The sequence below is a fragment of the Cognatilysobacter terrigena genome (genome assembly GCF_004361065.1).
GTDB lineage: Bacteria > Pseudomonadota > Gammaproteobacteria > Xanthomonadales > Xanthomonadaceae > Cognatilysobacter > Cognatilysobacter terrigena.
The window spans coordinates 37,500-53,188 of record NZ_SELT01000022.1 but is presented as its reverse complement, the minus strand read 5'-3'; the positions used below and the strand labels follow the sequence as shown (position 1 = coordinate 53,188).

The 15,689-nt window shown below is 67.8% G+C and carries 18 protein-coding genes; 5 read left to right on the top strand and 13 right to left on the bottom strand.

Annotated features, from left to right (window positions below; translation table 11 throughout):
- From EVS83_RS12405 to EVS83_RS12395, 3 genes are all read right to left on the bottom strand, one after another.
- Positions 1-254 (bottom strand): hypothetical protein (locus EVS83_RS12405; RefSeq protein WP_133501351.1); only part of this gene is annotated, 254 nt, incomplete at its 3' end.
- Positions 255-300: 46 nt separating this feature from the next.
- A complete protein-coding gene (locus tag EVS83_RS12400) occupies positions 301-891 on the bottom strand; it encodes a hypothetical protein (RefSeq protein WP_166636895.1) in 591 nt (196 codons plus the stop codon).
- Positions 888-1,394 (bottom strand): hypothetical protein, encoded by a 507-nt coding sequence (locus EVS83_RS12395; protein WP_133501349.1) that lies wholly within the window; start codon positions 1,392-1,394, stop codon positions 888-890. The genes EVS83_RS12400 and EVS83_RS12395 overlap by 4 nt, the downstream gene beginning before the upstream one ends.
- Positions 1,395-1,729: 335 nt before the next feature.
- Here EVS83_RS12395 and EVS83_RS12390 point away from each other — a divergent pair, with 335 nt between their 5' ends.
- Positions 1,730-2,443: a 2OG-Fe(II) oxygenase gene (locus EVS83_RS12390; RefSeq protein WP_133501348.1), complete on the top strand. Its 714-nt coding sequence runs from the start codon at positions 1,730-1,732 to the stop codon at positions 2,441-2,443.
- A 4-nt stretch (positions 2,444-2,447) separates the two neighbouring features.
- Here the strand turns inward: EVS83_RS12390 and EVS83_RS12385 are convergent, their stop codons facing one another.
- The 3 genes from EVS83_RS12385 to EVS83_RS12375 are packed head-to-tail and all read right to left on the bottom strand — an operon-like array spanning position 2,448 to position 4,100.
- A complete protein-coding gene (locus EVS83_RS12385) occupies positions 2,448-2,672 on the bottom strand; it encodes a hypothetical protein (protein WP_133501347.1) in 225 nt (74 codons plus the stop codon).
- Positions 2,669-3,100 (bottom strand): response regulator, encoded by a 432-nt coding sequence (locus tag EVS83_RS12380; RefSeq protein ID WP_133501346.1) that lies wholly within the window; start codon positions 3,098-3,100, stop codon positions 2,669-2,671. The genes EVS83_RS12385 and EVS83_RS12380 overlap by 4 nt, the downstream gene beginning before the upstream one ends.
- Before the next feature lie 7 nt (positions 3,101-3,107).
- Positions 3,108-4,100 carry a sensor histidine kinase gene (locus tag EVS83_RS12375; protein ID WP_133501345.1) on the bottom strand — a complete coding sequence of 331 codons (993 nt, stop codon included), beginning with the start codon at positions 4,098-4,100 and terminating at the stop codon, positions 3,108-3,110.
- Between the two features lie 133 nt (positions 4,101-4,233).
- Here EVS83_RS12375 and EVS83_RS12370 point away from each other — a divergent pair, with 133 nt between their 5' ends.
- Positions 4,234-6,027, top strand: a complete 1,794-nt coding sequence (locus EVS83_RS12370) for an SLC13 family permease (protein WP_133501344.1) — start codon at positions 4,234-4,236, stop codon at positions 6,025-6,027.
- Here the strand turns inward: EVS83_RS12370 and EVS83_RS12365 are convergent, their stop codons facing one another.
- Positions 6,028-7,116 carry a PA0069 family radical SAM protein gene (locus EVS83_RS12365; RefSeq protein WP_133501343.1) on the bottom strand — a complete coding sequence of 363 codons (1,089 nt, stop codon included), beginning with the start codon at positions 7,114-7,116 and terminating at the stop codon, positions 6,028-6,030. It lies immediately after the preceding gene.
- 165 nt (positions 7,117-7,281) lie between these two features.
- On the opposite strand from EVS83_RS12365, the gene cls reads away from it, so the two are divergent.
- From cls to EVS83_RS12350, 3 genes are all read left to right on the top strand, one after another.
- The gene (gene cls, locus EVS83_RS12360; protein ID WP_246022930.1) at positions 7,282-8,709 is read left to right on the top strand and encodes a cardiolipin synthase; all 1,428 of its coding nucleotides are present in this window, start codon (positions 7,282-7,284) and stop codon (positions 8,707-8,709) included.
- A gap of 267 nt (positions 8,710-8,976) precedes the next feature.
- Complete coding sequence (locus EVS83_RS12355; RefSeq protein ID WP_133501342.1) at positions 8,977-9,237, top strand: hypothetical protein; 261 nt, start codon at positions 8,977-8,979, stop codon at positions 9,235-9,237.
- Between the two features lie 500 nt (positions 9,238-9,737).
- Entirely contained in the window at positions 9,738-10,520 is a 783-nt protein-coding gene (locus EVS83_RS12350; RefSeq protein WP_133501341.1) for a pyridoxine 5'-phosphate synthase, read from the top strand.
- 299 nt (positions 10,521-10,819) lie between these two features.
- Here EVS83_RS12350 and EVS83_RS12345 read toward each other — a convergent pair whose 3' ends face one another.
- The 6 genes from EVS83_RS12345 to EVS83_RS12320 all read right to left on the bottom strand — a co-directional run bounded on the left by EVS83_RS12345 (position 10,820) and on the right by EVS83_RS12320 (position 15,553).
- Positions 10,820-11,239 carry an ExbD/TolR family protein gene (locus EVS83_RS12345; RefSeq protein ID WP_133501340.1) on the bottom strand — a complete coding sequence of 140 codons (420 nt, stop codon included), beginning with the start codon at positions 11,237-11,239 and terminating at the stop codon, positions 10,820-10,822.
- A gap of 9 nt (positions 11,240-11,248) precedes the next feature.
- Positions 11,249-11,665, bottom strand: a complete 417-nt coding sequence (locus EVS83_RS12340; protein WP_133501339.1) for an ExbD/TolR family protein — start codon at positions 11,663-11,665, stop codon at positions 11,249-11,251.
- A gap of 32 nt (positions 11,666-11,697) precedes the next feature.
- Positions 11,698-12,471 (bottom strand): MotA/TolQ/ExbB proton channel family protein, encoded by a 774-nt coding sequence (locus EVS83_RS12335; RefSeq protein ID WP_133501338.1) that lies wholly within the window; start codon positions 12,469-12,471, stop codon positions 11,698-11,700.
- 61 nt (positions 12,472-12,532) lie between these two features.
- Positions 12,533-13,195 carry an energy transducer TonB gene (locus tag EVS83_RS12330; protein WP_133501337.1) on the bottom strand — a complete coding sequence of 221 codons (663 nt, stop codon included), beginning with the start codon at positions 13,193-13,195 and terminating at the stop codon, positions 12,533-12,535.
- A 155-nt stretch (positions 13,196-13,350) separates the two neighbouring features.
- Complete coding sequence (locus tag EVS83_RS12325; protein ID WP_133501336.1) at positions 13,351-14,607, bottom strand: tetratricopeptide repeat protein; 1,257 nt, start codon at positions 14,605-14,607, stop codon at positions 13,351-13,353.
- Between the two features lie 136 nt (positions 14,608-14,743).
- Complete coding sequence (locus EVS83_RS12320) at positions 14,744-15,553, bottom strand: M48 family metallopeptidase (RefSeq protein WP_133501335.1); 810 nt, start codon at positions 15,551-15,553, stop codon at positions 14,744-14,746.
- Between the last annotated feature and the right edge of the window lie 136 nt (positions 15,554-15,689).

Genomic DNA, 15,689 nt, shown 5'->3' with positions numbered 1-15,689 from the left:
GCGTTGCCGTTGAAGTCGGCGGCGTGCGAGCCGTCGCCGATCGAGAAGTTCTCGACCGCTTCCTGCGTCTGGTCGGCGACCGCAGCGGACTTGCTGGAGACGCTGATGTCGCCATACACGTCGACGAAGCCGAGCGTGATCGCGTAGTCGGTGGAATCGGTGTAGTTGAAGATCGTGGCGTCGCCGTAAGCGAAGGCCGGGGCGGCGAACAGTGCGCTGGCGGCCAGCGCGATCAGCGTGCGATGCAGTTTCATTGGGTTCTCTCCTTGATACGACGTGGGTCTGCCTAGCTGCCGTGGGTTACGGCGTGCCCCCCGGCAGTTGGAGCACGATGGCGTTCGCCGACGCGTTGCCGACGCCCGCTGTCTGGTTGATCTGCAGCACGCCGGTGGGCGCCGCGATCGCGCCCGCATCGATGCGCGCTTCGCGCACGCCGACGGGCGTTGAACTGGTGGTGGTCGACGTCGGCGCGGCCGTCGCGGCGAGCGCGGATTCGTCGACGGATTGCGCGAACGTGACGCCCGCCGCGGTGCCGATCGCGACGAGGTTCGCCTGCGCGTTCGCCTGGCCGGCGATCTGGTTGACACCAATGACGCCGGTCGCGTTGCCGAGCGCGCCGCCGCTGATCGTGGCGTGCGCATCGCGCGAAAGATCCGCACCGGTGGTGTCGACCGCCTGCGCGCCGAACGCCATCGCGAGGCTGGCATCGCCGATCGCGATCGCGCGGAGGTTCGTCTGTGCGTTGCCGACGCCCGCGGCGACGTTGAGGCTGGCGACGCCCGACACATCGGCGGCGGCATTGCCGTCGATGCGGCTGTCGTCGCGCGACTGCGCGAACGCGGCCGGAGCGAGGAGGAGCAGCGTGAGCACGATCGACGCGCGACGCATCACGGGCCCACCCCGATCTTGGTCGCGCGCATGGCGGCGTTGGTCACGGTGTCGGCGATGCCCGACGTCGCGCTGAGCACCGTGCTACCGATCGTTCCGCTCATGCCCAGCGGCGTCGCACCCGCGCCGACCGGCATGCCGGCGCGCAGTTCGATCGCCTCGCCGCCGACCATGCGCGGCTCGCGGGCGGTGCGCAGGTCGAGCGAGGTCGGTGCGGTGTCGCCCAGCGCGCTGTCGCCCACCAGCGTGTCCATGATTCCGCCGAGCGCGTTGCCGAAGACCTGGCCCGGGAAGACGGTGGCCGTGACGCGGGCCGGGTTGTCGGTGGTGTCGGGCAGGCCGCGGTAGGCGATGCGCGGATTGACGTCGCGCACCACCACCATGGTCAGGTTCTGCGCCGCGTCCATGCCCGTGGGGGAGGGGGCACCGTCGCCCGCGCAAGCCGGGCCCGCCGCAAGGCATGCGGTGGCGAGGGTCAGCGTCAGGGCGGGGCGGGACAGGGGCACGGGTGGACTCCGCTGGGGTATGCCCCTAGGAGCCAGTCCCGTGCCAACTTTTTAAGTGATTGTTCGGAAAGGTGTTTTTGCGGTGAAGACCGAGGCCGGCCCGAGGTCGGCGAGCTCAATCGTTTCATTCCTGAAACGCCGCTCAGGAAGAATTCACCGATATCGACGCGCCGTGACAGCGGCCCTATCCACGGTCGTGGCTGCCGGACCACGCCGGGCCAGCGTTTCCGCCGTTACGGCCGGTTCGGACCGCCCGCTCGGGGCCCGTGTTTCATCCGCGAAACCGGGAGCGCCGTGCGAGGATCGCCGTCCGCCCGCCGCCGTCCCATTGCCCCATGACCGCCGACGACACCGCCGCGCCCGACTTCATCCACGTCATCGAAAACGCGCTCGATCCGGCGTGGTGCGCGCAGGTGGTCGAACGTTTCTCGCGCGGCGCCGGGCATGAGCCGGGGCGCGTCGGCGGTGGTGTGTTTCCGGACATGAAGGACAGCCTCGACCTCGCCATCTCCACACGCGAGGAGTGGCTGGACGTCACCAACACGCTCAACGAAGCGGTGGTCGCGGGCCTGCGCGACTACGTGCGGCGCTGGCCGCATACCGTCGTCGCGCCGCTGATGCTGGAGATGCAGGACGGCGACAAGCGCCATCGCCTCACCGGCGAGCGCCTGCAGGCGATGGACGATGCCGCGCTCACGCCGCTGCTGATGCAGCTGTTCCGTCCGGGCACGATCAATCTGCAGCGTTACACCGCCGGCCGCGGCGGGTATCCGTACTGGCACTGCGAACTGATGCCGCGCGACGCGAGCGCGGAAACGCTGCACCGCCACCTGCTATGGACCGTCTATCTCAACGACGGTTTCCGCGAAGGCGAAACCGAATTCCTCTATCAGCGTCGCAAGATCGCGCCGAAGACGGGTGCGCTGTTGATCGCACCCGCCGCGTTCACCCATACGCACCGCGGCAATCGGCCGCAGGGCGGCGACAAGATGATCGCGACGAGCTGGATCCTGTTCCAGCGTGCGGAGACGCTGTTCGGCGCGCGTTGAGGCGTCAGCGACGTCGTGCCATTGCGGTGAGCACGGTGACGACAAGCAATGCTTCGACCGCGCCGACGCACCACGCCGCCGGACCCGAATGGCCGATCGATTCGATCCCGGTCGCAGCTTCGATCCACCGCCATAGCGGCGCGAGCGCGAACGTCGCGATGAGGGCGACGGGGACGGAGAGAACGAGTGCGGCGAGCGCGAGCCAGACGCGCTTCGCCTGCGACGTCACGGCCGTGAGTGGTTGAGCACCAGCCAGTACAGCCCGACCTGCTTCACCGCCCACACGAACTGCTCGAAGTCGACGGGCTTCTGGATGTAGCTGTTCACGCCGAGCGCATACGTCGCTTCGACGTCGAACGGTTCGGTGCTCGTGGTCAGCACGACCACCGGCAGCGAGCGCGTGGCGTCGTTGCCGCGGATCGCCTGCAGCACTTCGCGACCGTCCACCTTCGGCAGGTTCAGATCGAGCAGCACCAGCGACGGAAGGTCGGCCGGATCGCGATCGGCGAAGCGACCGCGCGCGAACAGATAGTCGAGCGCCTCGGCGCCGTCGCCGACGACCGCGAGCTGGTTCGCGATCTTGGCTTCGTCGAACGCGAGTCGCGTGAGTTCGACGTCGTCCGGATTGTCCTCGACCAGAAGGATGTCTTTGTGCATCGGCGCCTCAGTCGTCGACGGCGGGCAGGTCGACGGTGAACGTGCTGCCCTGCCCTTCGGTGGACTCGGCGGTGATGTGCCCGCCATGCCGTTGCGCGATGCGCTGCGCGATGGCGAGACCGAGCCCGTGGCCTGCGCCTTGGTCCAACCCGTGCAGGCGCTGGAACGGCTGGAATAGCTTGTGAGCATACTGCATGTCGAAACCCGCACCGGTGTCGCGGATCACGAGCTTGAGTCGTCGTCCGACACGCTCGCCGTGTACGTCGATGCGCGGCTGGTCGACGTTGCGTGTGAACTTCCACGCATTCTCCAGCAGCGACTTCAGCAACTGTCGGAGCAGGCGTTCGTCGCCGACCGCACGCAGGCCGGGATCGACATGGACGATGACGTCGCGCCCGTGGTCGAGATCGTGCAGTTCGGCGAGCGCCCATTCGCAGAGGATGGAGATGTCGACCTCGCCCGGCTGCATTGGCGCACTCGCGGCGCGCGACAGCTCGCCCAGCGCGACCAGCAGGCCGGACATGCGCGTCGCCGCCGCGCGGATGCGCGAGAGGTGCATGCGCTCGCTGGCGTCGAGTTTTTCCGACGCGCGATCCTCGAGCAGCTTCGCGAAGCTTTCGATCGACCGCAGCGGCGCGCGCAGGTCGTGCGCGACGGTGTCGGCGAACATCTGCAGCTGGCGCTGCTCGGCGTGATGGTCCGGCGGGGTATCGATCCACTGCGCGACGCGATGCGTGGCGTCGAGCGTGCCGATGTGCAGGTGACCCGTCGGATGGCCGGCGACGTCGCTCGGGCCTTGGCTATCAAGCGTCGCGCGATCGCCCAGCGCGGGGTCGACGTCGGCCAGGCGTGCGCCCTCGCCGACGTGCAGGCGTCGGGTAAACGCGGCATTCGCCGCGAGCACGCGCCCGTCCGCATCGATCAACGCGGTCGGCGCCGCGCAGGCCGAGAGCCAGGCCGTGGAGGCGCTGGCCGTCGGATCCATCCGGTCGGTCGGCATAGGAGTAGGCACGGCGGGCGGGCACAAGCGGAAACCTTGAGTTTAGTCCCCGGGGGTGAAGACCCGGTCCGGTTGCACGCGCGGCGTTGACCGTCGTCGGTGGCAGCATCGGTCGACACCCGACGGCTCGCCCATGGACGTCCACCAGATCGCCTTCCTGCTGATCCTCGCCGGCGCGCTCTATCTCTTCGTGAGCGAGCGGCTGCGCGTGGACGTCACCGCCATGCTGACGCTGGTCGCGCTGGTGCTGACCGGCGTGCTCGACGCCAAGCAGGCGTTGTCGGGGTTCGCCAGTGAGCCCGCCATCATCATCGCAGCGGTATTCGTCATCTCCGGCGCGCTGGCGGCGACCGGGGTGACCGAACGCCTCGGCCAATGGATCGGGCATGCGGCCGGCCAGAGCGAATGGCGCGCGGTACTGGTGATCATGCCGGCGGTGGCGGCGCTGTCGTCGTTCACCCACCACGTGATGGTGACGGCGATGATGCTGCCGATCGTCACCCGCTTCGCGCAGGCGCGTGGCCTGTCGCCGTCGCGACTGCTGATGCCGATGTCGCTCGCGGCGTCGCTCGGCACCACGCTGACGCTGGTCAGCGCGCCGGCGTTCCTGCTCGCGGCGGACCTGCTCGAACGTTCGCACGCGGGCCGGCTGCACATCTTTTCGATCACGCCGATCGGCCTGGCGCTCGTCGCGATCAGCATTCCCTACATGCTGCTGGCGCGCTGGCTGTTGCCGCGGCGTGCGGGCGCGGCGAGCGGCAACGACTGGATGACGCTCGATCGCTATCGCACGGAGCTGTGCGTCGTCGAAGGCGGGCGCTGGAGCACGCGCCCGCTCGCCGAACTGCGCGACGCGCTCGGCGACACCTTCCAGCTGCACGGCTGGGTGCGCGACGGCCGCGTTCGCGACGACCTGGGTGACGCGAGCCCGCTCATCGCCGGCGATCTGCTGCTCGTCGAGGCGTCGGCCGACGCGATGGCGTCGCTGCACGACGATCCGGGCCTCGACCTGCATGCGATCGCGCGCTTCGGCCGCGACATCGACGGCGAGGGCGATACGCAGTTCGTGCAGGCGGTTGTCGCGCCGGCGTCGGAATTCATCGGCCGTTCGTTACGCAAACTCGATTTCGCGCGGCGCTTCCGTGTCGTCGTCGGCGGCCTGTGGCGTCGTTACGGCGTGCACAGCACGCGCCTGGCCGACGAGCGCCTGCGCGAAGGCGACCTGCTCGTGCTCTACGGCCGCGCGTCGCGCTTCGCCGAACTGGCCGCGCACCACGGCTTCCTCATGCTGATGCCGTTCGGCGGCGAAGCGATGCGACGGCTGCGCGCACCGCTTGCGCTGAGCATCCTCGCCGCGACCGTGATCGCCGCGGCGACCGAATGGCTGCCCGCGCCGCTCGCGTTCCTGTGCGGCGCGGTCGCGATGGTGGCGACGCGCTGCGTCGACGTCGACCGCGCCTATCGCGAGATCGACGTGCGCATCTTCGTGATGATCGCCGGCGTCATCCCGCTCGGTATCGCGATGGAATCGACCGGCACGGCGCAACTGCTCGCCGATGCGCTGCTCAAGGTCGTCGCGCACTGGCCGCCGCTCGGCGTGTTGCTGGTGATGTTCGGTGCGGCCGCGCTGCTCACGCAGATCCTCTCCGACGGCGCGACGACGGTGCTGCTCGCGCCGATCGCGCTGAACGTCGCGCATTCGCTCGATCAGCCGGCGACGCCGTACGTGGTGTGCACGGCGCTCGGTGCGGTCGTGGCCTTCCTCACGCCGATCGGCCACCACGGCAACCTCCTCATCCTCGGGCCGGGGCAGTACCGCTTCGCCGACTTCCTGAAAGTCGGCGTGCCGCTGACCGCCACGATCGCGCTGGTCAGCGCGTGGATGGCGCAGTGGCTGTGGCTGGGTGGTCCGTTGTGGCCGGTGTGATCAGAACAACTCACCCTGCGGCGTGACCTTCCGCGGCGGCACGAACTTGCTCGCATCCAGTTCCGGATACCGCCCATAGCCGATGCGCGCACGCGCCTTGCGGAAGCGCTGTTGCACGAGCTGCGCGAACACGCCGGTGCCGGTCATGCGCGTGCCGAATTCCGCTTGGTAGTCGCGGCCGCCGCGCATCTGCTGCACCAGGCTCATCACGTGCGCGGCGCGATCGGGGTAGTGCAGCTCCAGCCATTCGCGCCACACGTCCTTCAGCTCGTACGGCAGCCGCAGCAGCGTGTAGCCGGCCTCGCGCGCGCCGTGTTCGTACGCGGCCTCGAGGATGTGCTCCATCTCCATGTCGGTGATCATCGGGATCACCGGCGCGACCATCACGCCCACCGGCACCCCGGCGTCCGTCAACGTCTTCATCGCACGCAACTTCGAATGCGGCGCGGTGGCCCGCGGTTCGAGCTTCGAGGCGAGATGGTTGTCGAGCGTCGTCACCGAGAAGTGCACGCTGACCAGGTTGTCGCGCGCCATCTGGGCGAGCAGGTCGACGTCGCGTTCGATCAGCGCGCTCTTGGTGACGAAGCTCACCGGATGCTTGGTCTCCGCGAACAGTTCGAGCACCTGCCGCGTGATGCCGTAGCGTCGTTCGATCGGCTGGTAGGCATCGGTATTGATGCCGAGCGCAGTCACCATCGGCACGTAGCCGGGCTTGGCGAGTTCGTCGCGCAACCGCTCGAGTGCGTTCGTCTTCGCGTAGAGCTTGGTCTCGAAGTCCAGACCGGGCGAGAGGTCGAGATACGCGTGCGTCGGCCGCGCAAAGCAGTACACGCAGCCGTGCTCGCAGCCGCGGTACGGATTGAGTGATTGCGAGAAGCCGACGTCCGGCGACTGGTTGCGCGTCAGGATCGTGCGCGCGCGTTCTTCGGTGACGGTGGTCGCGAGCTTCGGCGGATCGACGAGATCCTCGTAGACCGAACCCCAGCCATCGTCGACGCCTTCGGTCGTCGTTACCTCGAACCGGCCGGCCACCCGCGACGCCGAGCCGCGGCCCTTGATCGGCTTCTGCGGTTTGCGGGCGTCGGTCATGCGCCGATTGTCGGTCGCGGTCGTCTCACCCTCCGCGACCCGGCTGTGGATGTCACCTCCGCCTCGACGCAGCGGCCGTATGATCGGGCGCCCGGTGTCCGTCCGGTCGCGAACGATGCACGCCGCTCCACCCCGCCCTGTCCCGGCCGCGCCCGCGGTGGCGTCGTGCTGAGTCTCGTCGACGCCCTGCACGGGCTGGTGCGGGCACACCCGACGCTGGGCGCGTGGCTGCTGGCCGGCTGGCTGGTCTACCTCGTCGGCCTGGGTCTGTGGATCGTCCTGCAGAAACGCGAACCGGCGGCGACGCTGGCCTGGCTGATCAGCCTCGCCGCGCTGCCGTATGTGGGCTTCGTCGTCTATTACGTGTTCGGCCCGCAGCGCATCCGACGCCAGCGCCTGCGTCGCGGTCGCGCGCGTGCGCGCATGCCCGAGACGCCCGACAGCGCCGAAGCCGCGGAATCGCGCGAGCTCGCCCGCCTCGGCCTGGCGACGACGCGCCTGCCTGCATCCACCGCCACCGACGTACGCCTGCTCGTCGATGGCGGTGCGACCTACGATGCGCTGCTCGAGGCGATCGGGAACGCACAGGAACACGTGCACCTCGAGTACTACATCTTCGAGCCGGACCGCACCGGCACCCGCGTACGCGATGCGCTGATCGAACGTGCGCGCGCGGGCGTCGCGGTGCGTCTGCTGATCGACGCGGTGGGCTCGGCGAAGGTCGGTCATCGCTTCCTCGCGCCGTTGCTCGAGGCCGGTGCCGAGGTCGCGTGGTTCCATCCGATGCTGTCGCGGTGGCGGCGGCCGTGGCTCAACATGCGGTCGCACCGCAAGATCGTCGTCATCGACGGCCGCATCGGGTTCACCGGCGGCATCAACGTCACCGACGAGGAAGACGAGCGCCTGCGCCCGGACGCCTATCGCGACCTCCACCTGCGACTCGAAGGCGACGTGCTGGCATCACTGCAGCAGGTCTTCATCGAGGACTGGATCTACGCGACCGGGCAGCGGCCGCCGAGCCTGCCTCGGGTGACGTTCGAGCCCGGCGAGGTGTCGGCGCAGGTCGTGGTATCCGGGCCGGATGCGTCGTGGGAGGCGATCCATCGCATGCACGTGTCGGCGATCCACGGCGCACGCCAGCGCGTGTGGCTGGCGACGCCGTATTTCGTGCCGGGCGAGGCCGCGATGATGGCGCTGACCTCGGCCGCGCTCGCGGGCCTCGACGTGCGCCTGCTCGTGCCGCGCACCAGCGACTCGCGCCTGGTGACCTACGCGGCACGCTCGTACTTCGACGAGCTGCTCGCTGCCGGCGTTCGCATCCACGAATACGGCCCGCGCATGCTGCACACCAAGGCGCTGCTCTGCGACGACGACATCGCGATCATCGGCAGCGCGAACTTCGACCACCGCAGTTTCCGTTTGAACTTCGAAGTATCGATGCTGTTCCGCGACGCGGGGATCGCGGCGTCGCTCGCCGACATCCTGCATCACGACATGTCGCATGCCCCGCGGGTGCGCGTGGATCGTCATCGGTCGTTCCTACGGGCGAAGCTGCCGGAAGCGCTAGCGCGGTTGATGTCGCCGTTGTTGTAGCCGTGGGTCGCTCAATGCAGTGGATAGAGGCGTTGGTTGCCGCGATGGGCTGTCGCGCGCGTGCCGGATTCCGCGCGGGGCATGGCGCGGCCGACGAAGCCCCTTGAAGGCGGAACGACGGTTCCAGCGGATGGGCAGCTTGCGTTGGGCCGCAGCCGGCGTGCCTTGGCGCGACAACGCTCCGATAGACGGTCGACGTCGCGGCCCGGACGAGGCCCAGCGGCGGATGACGGCGCTACACTCGCCTCGTCCCACGAGGAACATCGCATGTCCTGGCTCTATCTCCTGCTCGCGATCGCGGCCTTCGCCGTCGCCTTCAAGACCGCCTCGACCGCGTTGATGGTGGTCGCCCTGATCGTCGCGTTCGCGCTGGTGATCGCATGGTTGATGGGCCTGCTGGCGGCACGCCTCGAAAGTCGGAGCGGCAACCCCGCGATGATCGTCGACCCCGCGGAACTCACGCGTCTGCGCGAGCAGGCGGAGGCACGGCAGGCCGCAGCGGCGAACACGGAACCGCCGACCGTTTAATCGCGCTGCGTGGCCGCGCCTTGGGTGGATGCACGCGACTCGCGGCGTGCGGAGCGCGCGCACCGGTTGGCGCGGAGGCTCGCGGCCTGCGAATCGCATGCGCAGGGCGTGTAACGTACGCCTCGCTTTGGTACGCACTCGGGGGCTTCGCGTGCACCACGCCGGCGCGTCACGTCGAGCTGCTGCAAAGTCGGTTGCGCAGAGATTGCTGCACGTGCGGCCGCGCACGTGCGTGTTTGCTTGCGGGGATGTGGCCAGATGGCGAACGACGTCCAGCCGTCGTCAGCGTGGCCGGCGACTGCCACGTTGGCATTGGCATAGCTCTGCCCTCGAGGGCCATATCGACTGGCCGCGACGCGCGCATGTGCCGCTCGACGGTTGCTCGCATCGAACTCCGTCCCTAGCGGCTTTCGTCTTTCCGCCGCATTGACGACGCTGCACGTCGGCAGTCGCCATGGAGGCTGCGCGCGAATCGTGGTGCGTCGCGCTACGATCGGGTCATGACCTTGCTCAGCGTCAACGTCAACAAGATCGCGGTGCTTCGGAACTCCCGAGGCGGCAGCGAACCGAGCGTCGTACGGGCGGCAGCAACTTGTCTCGATGCTGGAGCCGCGGGCATCACGGTGCATCCGCGCCCCGACGCGCGGCACATCACGGCCGACGACGTCTACAGCCTGTCGGAGCTGACGCGCGCGCGCGGCGTCGAGTTCAACATCGAAGGCAATCCGTTCGCCCCACCTCGTGCCGGCTATCCCGGCTTCCTCGCCTTGTGCGAAGCGACGCGCCCTGCGCAGGCGACGCTCGTGCCCGACAGCGATGCGCAGATCACCTCGGACCACGGCTTCGATTTCGGTGGCGACCTGGGCCGGCTTCGCGAACTGGTTGCGGCGTTGAGGTCGCTCGGCTGTCGCGTGAGCCTGTTCGTCGACGCCGATGCGGACGCAGCAGCATTGCCGTCGGCGCGTGGCGTGGAGCGCGCAGCGGATGTGGGCGCCGATCGCGTCGAGCTCTACACCGGACCCTATGCCGAAGCCTTTGCGCATGGCGATGCGCGTGCAGCAATCGCGGCGGCATCGACTGTCGCACGCCGTGCGCAGGCGGTCGGACTGGGCGTCAACGCAGGCCACGATCTCAGCCAGGCCAATCTTGCATCGTTCCTTCGCGGCGTACCCGATGTTCTCGAGGTGTCGATCGGCCACGCGTTGATTAGCGAGGCGCTGTACGACGGCCTCCGCGCGACGGTCGATGGCTATCTGCGCGTGATTCGCAGCGCTTACGAATAAGTCCGGTGCGGCGAGTCGACATCGCTATGTGTGCGAACGTCGGGTAGTCGGCAATACGCGATCTTGTCTTCTAGGACGCGCTCGACCCGTCCCGTGTTATTCGATCTGCAGCGCCTGCGAACAGACGCCGTCACGCGCGCTCGATGCGGCGATAAAGCACTCGGCGCGTGGACGATGCGCGCGACCGGAAACGGGCCAAAAAAAACGCCGCCCGAGGGCGGCGCTTTCAACAAGGTAAGCGGTAAATCGTTATTGCTGCGGCGCGACGTTGTTCGAGTTCTTGACGCGCCGTACTGCGATCACTCGTTGGTCTGGACGAAGCCGATCTTGTCCATCTGGGCGTTCTTCGCGTACGCGAGAACCTTCGCCAGCGTTTCGTACTCGGCCTGACCGTTCACGTCGATTTCCAGACGCGGCTGGTTGGTCGGATCGCGCTGCACCGTCTGCGACATCAGGTTCTGCAGCTGGTTCAGCGCAACGGGTGCACCGTTCCAGGACACCGTGCCCGACGCGTCGATCTTCAGCGAGACCGGCGGCGGCGGCTCCCTGTCCTGCGGCGGCGGGTTGAGGGTCGGCTGCGGCAGGTTGATGTCGATCGGGTACGAGAGGGTCGGCGCCGTCACCATGAAGATGATCAGCAGCACCAGCATGACGTCGACGAGCGGCGTCACGTTGATGTCGGCCATGGGGCCGCTGCCGGAGCCTGTGCTGAAAGCCATGGCGGTTCCTTACTTTTCCTTGGTGGCGACGAAGCCGACCTTGCGCATGCCCTGCTTCTGGGCCATGTCGACCAGCTCCTTCAGGACCTGGTACTTGGTCGTCTTGTCACCGCGGACGTTGATCTGCGGCTGCGGCGTCTGCTGCGCGATCACCGAGAACTGGCTCTCGAGCAGACCCTTCTGGATCGGCTCGTCGTTCCAGTACACGGAACCGTCGTCCTTGACCGTCAGCGTGACGGGCGGCACCGGCGGCAGGTCCTCGTTGCGCTTCTCGAGGTTGGCCTGCGGCAGTTCCACCTTCACCTTGTGGGTCATGAGCGGCGCCGTGATCATGAAGATGATCAGCAGCACCAGCATCACGTCCACGAGGGGGGTGACGTTGATCTCGGCCATCGGGCCGCCGCTGTTGCCTGAACTGAAGGCCATTTCCGACTCCGGTTAGGACGTTCGACCGGTGATTAGCGCTTGGCCGGGACTTCGCCGACGCGCGCGCCGGTCGCGAAGAAGTCGTGCAGGTCGTGCGCGAACGTATCGAACTTGTTGTTAGTAACGCGGTTCAGGCGGTTGAAGAAGTTGTACGCCAGAACCGCCGGGATCGCGACGAACAGACCGAGGGCGGTCATGATCAGCGCCTCGCCGACCGGACCGGCGACCGCGTCGATCGACGCCTGGCCCGAAGCACCGATGCGGATCAGCGCGCCGTAGATGCCCCACACCGTACCGAGCAGACCGACGAACGGAGCGGTCGAACCGACGGTGGCGAGCACGGTCAGGCCGGCTTCCAGACGCGACGACTCACGGGTGACGGCCTGGCGCAGGGCGCGGTCGACGAACTCGGAGCGGTTCAGCGACTCGACGAGGCGCGAACCCTCGTGACGCTGGTGGTGGGCAGCGGCCTGGGCGGCGTCGAGCGCGATCTTCGAGAACGGCTCGAAGCGCGGCTGCTCTTCCATGTAGCGGATCGCGTCCTGCGCGTTCGGGGTTTCCCAGAACGTGCTGATGACGCGGTCGCTGCTGGCGCGCAGGCGGGTGTTCTTGATGAAGTTCATGACGATCCAGTAGATCGACATGGCCGACATCAGCGTCAGGGTCAGGAGCACGACCCACGAGATGATGTACTGGCCCGGATTGCCGGTCATTTCCTGCAGCAGGTGCAGCGGGCCCATCTGCGTCAGGGCAGATGCGGCGTTGCCTCCGGTGGCGGCGGCTTGGGCGAGGGTTTCCTGCAACATGACGCTTACCTTTGTTGAGTAGTTGAAAGGTGGTGCAAAGGGTGGGTGGAGCTGCGCTCGCTTAGCCGCCGAGCGTGAACTGGAAGTCGACGAAGCCGGAGCCGGTCGTGCCCGGGCAGATCTTCCAGCGCTTGACCTGGGAGACCGCAGCGCGGTCGAGGTCGCGATTGCCGGAGCTCTTGCGGACGGTTGCGGTCTGGATCGTGCCGTCGGCCGTCCAGGTGACGGTGACCGACGTCGTGCCTTCAGCCTGCTCGCGCAGCGCCGTCGGCGGATACGAGATCGGCGCACGACCGCAGACGCTGGCCGCACCACCGTTCTGCTCGGTCGGCGGCGCAGGCGCGGCGGCCGGCGGCGCGGGCGGAGCCGGCGGCGGGGCCGGCGTCGACATCGCGTTGGCATCCTCCGTGATGATCGGCGGCTGCTCCGGCGGCGGCGGCGTCGGCGTCGGCTGGACGATCTGCTGCTTGGGCGGATTGAGGATCAGCTGCTTCGGCGGCTCCGGCGGCGGCGGCGGCGGCGGAGGGGGCGGCGGCGGCGGCTTGATCAGGTTCACGACGGTGACCTGCTCCTCCTCCTTGTGCACCTTCGGCGCAGTGGCCGGCACGAGAAGAAGAAGGAGTGCCGCGACGTGCACGGCGATCGCGGAGGAGATACCGGCAATACGAGGCCAGTTCAGCCCTTCGCTATCTCGACGAGTGGCGTGGGAGAGGTCTTGCGTCATGCGCCATTGCTCAGGAGGGAATTCCGGACGCCATGGCGCCGCGGGCGTGGTTCACCCCAACGGTCTTCACGCCCGTGGGAACTACCAAGCATATACCAAACAGCAGCAGCGGTTCCAAGCGGTTTTTACGCGCTTGTGACCGCTGCCGCGTTGTCTTACTTGCTCGGGGTAGCGAGGATCTTCTTTGCGTCCGCGGAATTCTTCAGGCCCTTGTCGAGTGCCTTCTGCGCGGCCGCTTTTGCTTCGGGAATACGTTGTTCGTTCTTCAGCAGCACCGCGAGGTTGTAGTACGCGGTGCCGTCCTTTCCGAGAGGACCGGCCTTGTTGTAATTCTCGATCGCCTTCTCCACCTGGTCGCTGTAGTAGTACGACTGCGCGAGCGACAGATAGACGTTGTAGTCGGGCTTCAGCACGCCCTTCGACAAACCTTCGTTGATGACGGCGATCGTCTCCTTCTCCTTGCCCTCCATGTTCGCGTACAACGAGAACAGCTGGCGGTAATCCGTCTCGTCCGTGAGCTGACCGGACTGGCGCATGCGCTCGAGCGTCGCGACCGCCTTGTCGTACTGCTTGGTCTGGATGTAGTTCTGCGCGAGGTTGAACTGCGCCCGCTTGTCGCCGGGATTGCCCGCGGCGGACTGTTCCGCAATGCGGATCGCTTCGTCGGCCTTGCCGCTGCGACGCAGCGAATCGGCGAGAAGCTGCTTGAGGTCGTCGCGATCGGGCTGCGCGGCAACCGCCGGCGTCAGCACATCGGCGGCTTCGGCATAGCGATTGAGGCGATACAGCGCGTTGCCCTTGACCGCGAGCGCGGCAGGGTCGTTCGACTTCGTGTCGTCGAGGAAGCGCTGCGCGCTTGCGAGCGCACCGTTGTAATCCTTCGCCTGCACCTGCAGCTGCGCACGCTGCAGCATCAGAGTGAAATGCTGGTCATTGTCGAGGATGTCGGCGTCGACGGCGGTGCCGATGTACTTCAGCGCGGCATCGTAATCCTGCGCGCCGATCGCACCCTGTGCAGCGAGCTGCGCCGCGAACGCCTTCTCGTACGGCGTCGCGCTCGCGTCGGCGATGATCGCATCGGCCGCGGCGCGGACTTCCGCATCCTTCTTTCCGTTGTAAAGCTCGACGAGCGACTGCAGGCGCTTCGCGCCCTTGGCCGATGCCTTGGCCTGCGGGTCCTTGCGCGTCGCATTCGGATATCGCGCGGCGGTCGGCGCCGCGGTGCTGCCCTTCGTGGCGGCCGCCTGTTCGGCCTGCTTGGCCTTCTCACGCGCTGCACGACGGCCTGCCGGGCTCGTCGACGACGTGTCGGTCATGTCCTGCGCGTGCGCGACCGGGGCGAGGGTGGCGACGCCGGCGAGCGCGGCGACGGCGGCTGCCAGCAGCTGCTGGCGGCGATCGAAAGACTTCATCGAAGGAACCTCGTTCTACCGCACACGTGCGGCGGGGGACGCGGCCGAAACGCCGCGGGGGCGGTCACGCTAGCAGAATCGCGACCGGCGGTGGAACGGGTGCGTAGGGCGTCGGCCGGGCTCGTTCCGGCGCCGGTCAGCCGCAGCGCGGACGCAATCCCGATGCCTGCGCCTGCTGGTACGTCGGCATCAGACCACCGGCGCGCTGGCTGAGTTCCGCGAGTCGCGACTGCGGATCCGGGTGCGTCGACAGGAAGGTCGGCGGACGGCTGCTGTCGAGCGCTGCCATGTTCTGCCAGAGGTTCACGGCCTGGCGCGGATCGAAGCCGGCCTTCGCCATCATCTGCTGGCCGATGATGTCCGCTTCACTTTCCTGCTGCCTCGAGTTCGGCAGAAGGAACAGCGTCTGCGCACCGGCAGCACCGTATTGCGAGACCGCATTGCCAATGCCGGACCCGTACTTCGCGCCTGCGATCGCACCGGCGAGGCCAACGATCGTCTGCGCTTCCATCTGCTTGGTGATGCGTTCGTCGTGGTGACGCGCGACGACGTGGCCGATTTCGTGGCCGATCACCGCGGCGAGCTGATCCTGATTGGTCGCGACCTTGAAGATGCCGGTGTACACGCCGACCTTGCCGCCCGGCAGCGCGAACGCATTCGGCTCGTCCTTCTGGAACAGCGCGACTTCCCAACCGCCCTGCTGCCATTCCGGCGCGAGCTGTCGTGTCAGCGCGCCGACGACGCAGCGCACGTACGCGGTCTGCGTCGCGTTGGTGCTCTGCGGCGTCTGCGCCTTCGCCTGCGCGAAGGCCTGCTCGCCGAGCTGGTTGAGCTGTTCCTGCGACACCGCACCGACGGTCTGCTTGCGGCCCGTCGGCGACGTCGTGGTCGTGGCGCAACCGGAGACCGCGAGGGTGATGGCCAGCGCAAGCAGAAGCGGTTTCATGGCGGTATCCGGCTGAATGGGGCTTCGGTTGTAAGCGGCGGAGAATCAAGGGGTTGTCAAACGCACAGTGCGCGGCGATGTGCGGTTCATGCACTCACGTGGCGTGCACGCAGTGCACAGCGGGCGAAAGCGAAAC

Coding starts and splice junctions, on each gene's coding strand:
- EVS83_RS12355 (WP_133501342.1), top strand. CDS start 8,977: ATGTCCTGGCTCTATCTCCTGCTCGCGATCGCGGCCTTCGCCGTCGCC.
- EVS83_RS12340 (WP_133501339.1), bottom strand. CDS start 11,665: ATGGCCTTCAGTTCAGGCAACAGCGGCGGCCCGATGGCCGAGATCAAC.
- EVS83_RS12330 (WP_133501337.1), bottom strand. CDS start 13,195: ATGACGCAAGACCTCTCCCACGCCACTCGTCGAGATAGCGAAGGGCTG.
- EVS83_RS12345 (WP_133501340.1), bottom strand. CDS start 11,239: ATGGCTTTCAGCACAGGCTCCGGCAGCGGCCCCATGGCCGACATCAAC.
- EVS83_RS12390 (WP_133501348.1), top strand. CDS start 1,730: ATGACCGCCGACGACACCGCCGCGCCCGACTTCATCCACGTCATCGAA.
- EVS83_RS12325 (WP_133501336.1), bottom strand. CDS start 14,607: ATGAAGTCTTTCGATCGCCGCCAGCAGCTGCTGGCAGCCGCCGTCGCC.
- EVS83_RS12335 (WP_133501338.1), bottom strand. CDS start 12,471: ATGTTGCAGGAAACCCTCGCCCAAGCCGCCGCCACCGGAGGCAACGCC.
- EVS83_RS12350 (WP_133501341.1), top strand. CDS start 9,738: ATGACCTTGCTCAGCGTCAACGTCAACAAGATCGCGGTGCTTCGGAAC.
- EVS83_RS12370 (WP_133501344.1), top strand. CDS start 4,234: ATGGACGTCCACCAGATCGCCTTCCTGCTGATCCTCGCCGGCGCGCTC.
- EVS83_RS12380 (WP_133501346.1), bottom strand. CDS start 3,100: ATGCACAAAGACATCCTTCTGGTCGAGGACAATCCGGACGACGTCGAA.
- EVS83_RS12320 (WP_133501335.1), bottom strand. CDS start 15,553: ATGAAACCGCTTCTGCTTGCGCTGGCCATCACCCTCGCGGTCTCCGGT.
- EVS83_RS12365 (WP_133501343.1), bottom strand. CDS start 7,116: ATGACCGACGCCCGCAAACCGCAGAAGCCGATCAAGGGCCGCGGCTCG.
- EVS83_RS12375 (WP_133501345.1), bottom strand. CDS start 4,100: ATGCCGACCGACCGGATGGATCCGACGGCCAGCGCCTCCACGGCCTGG.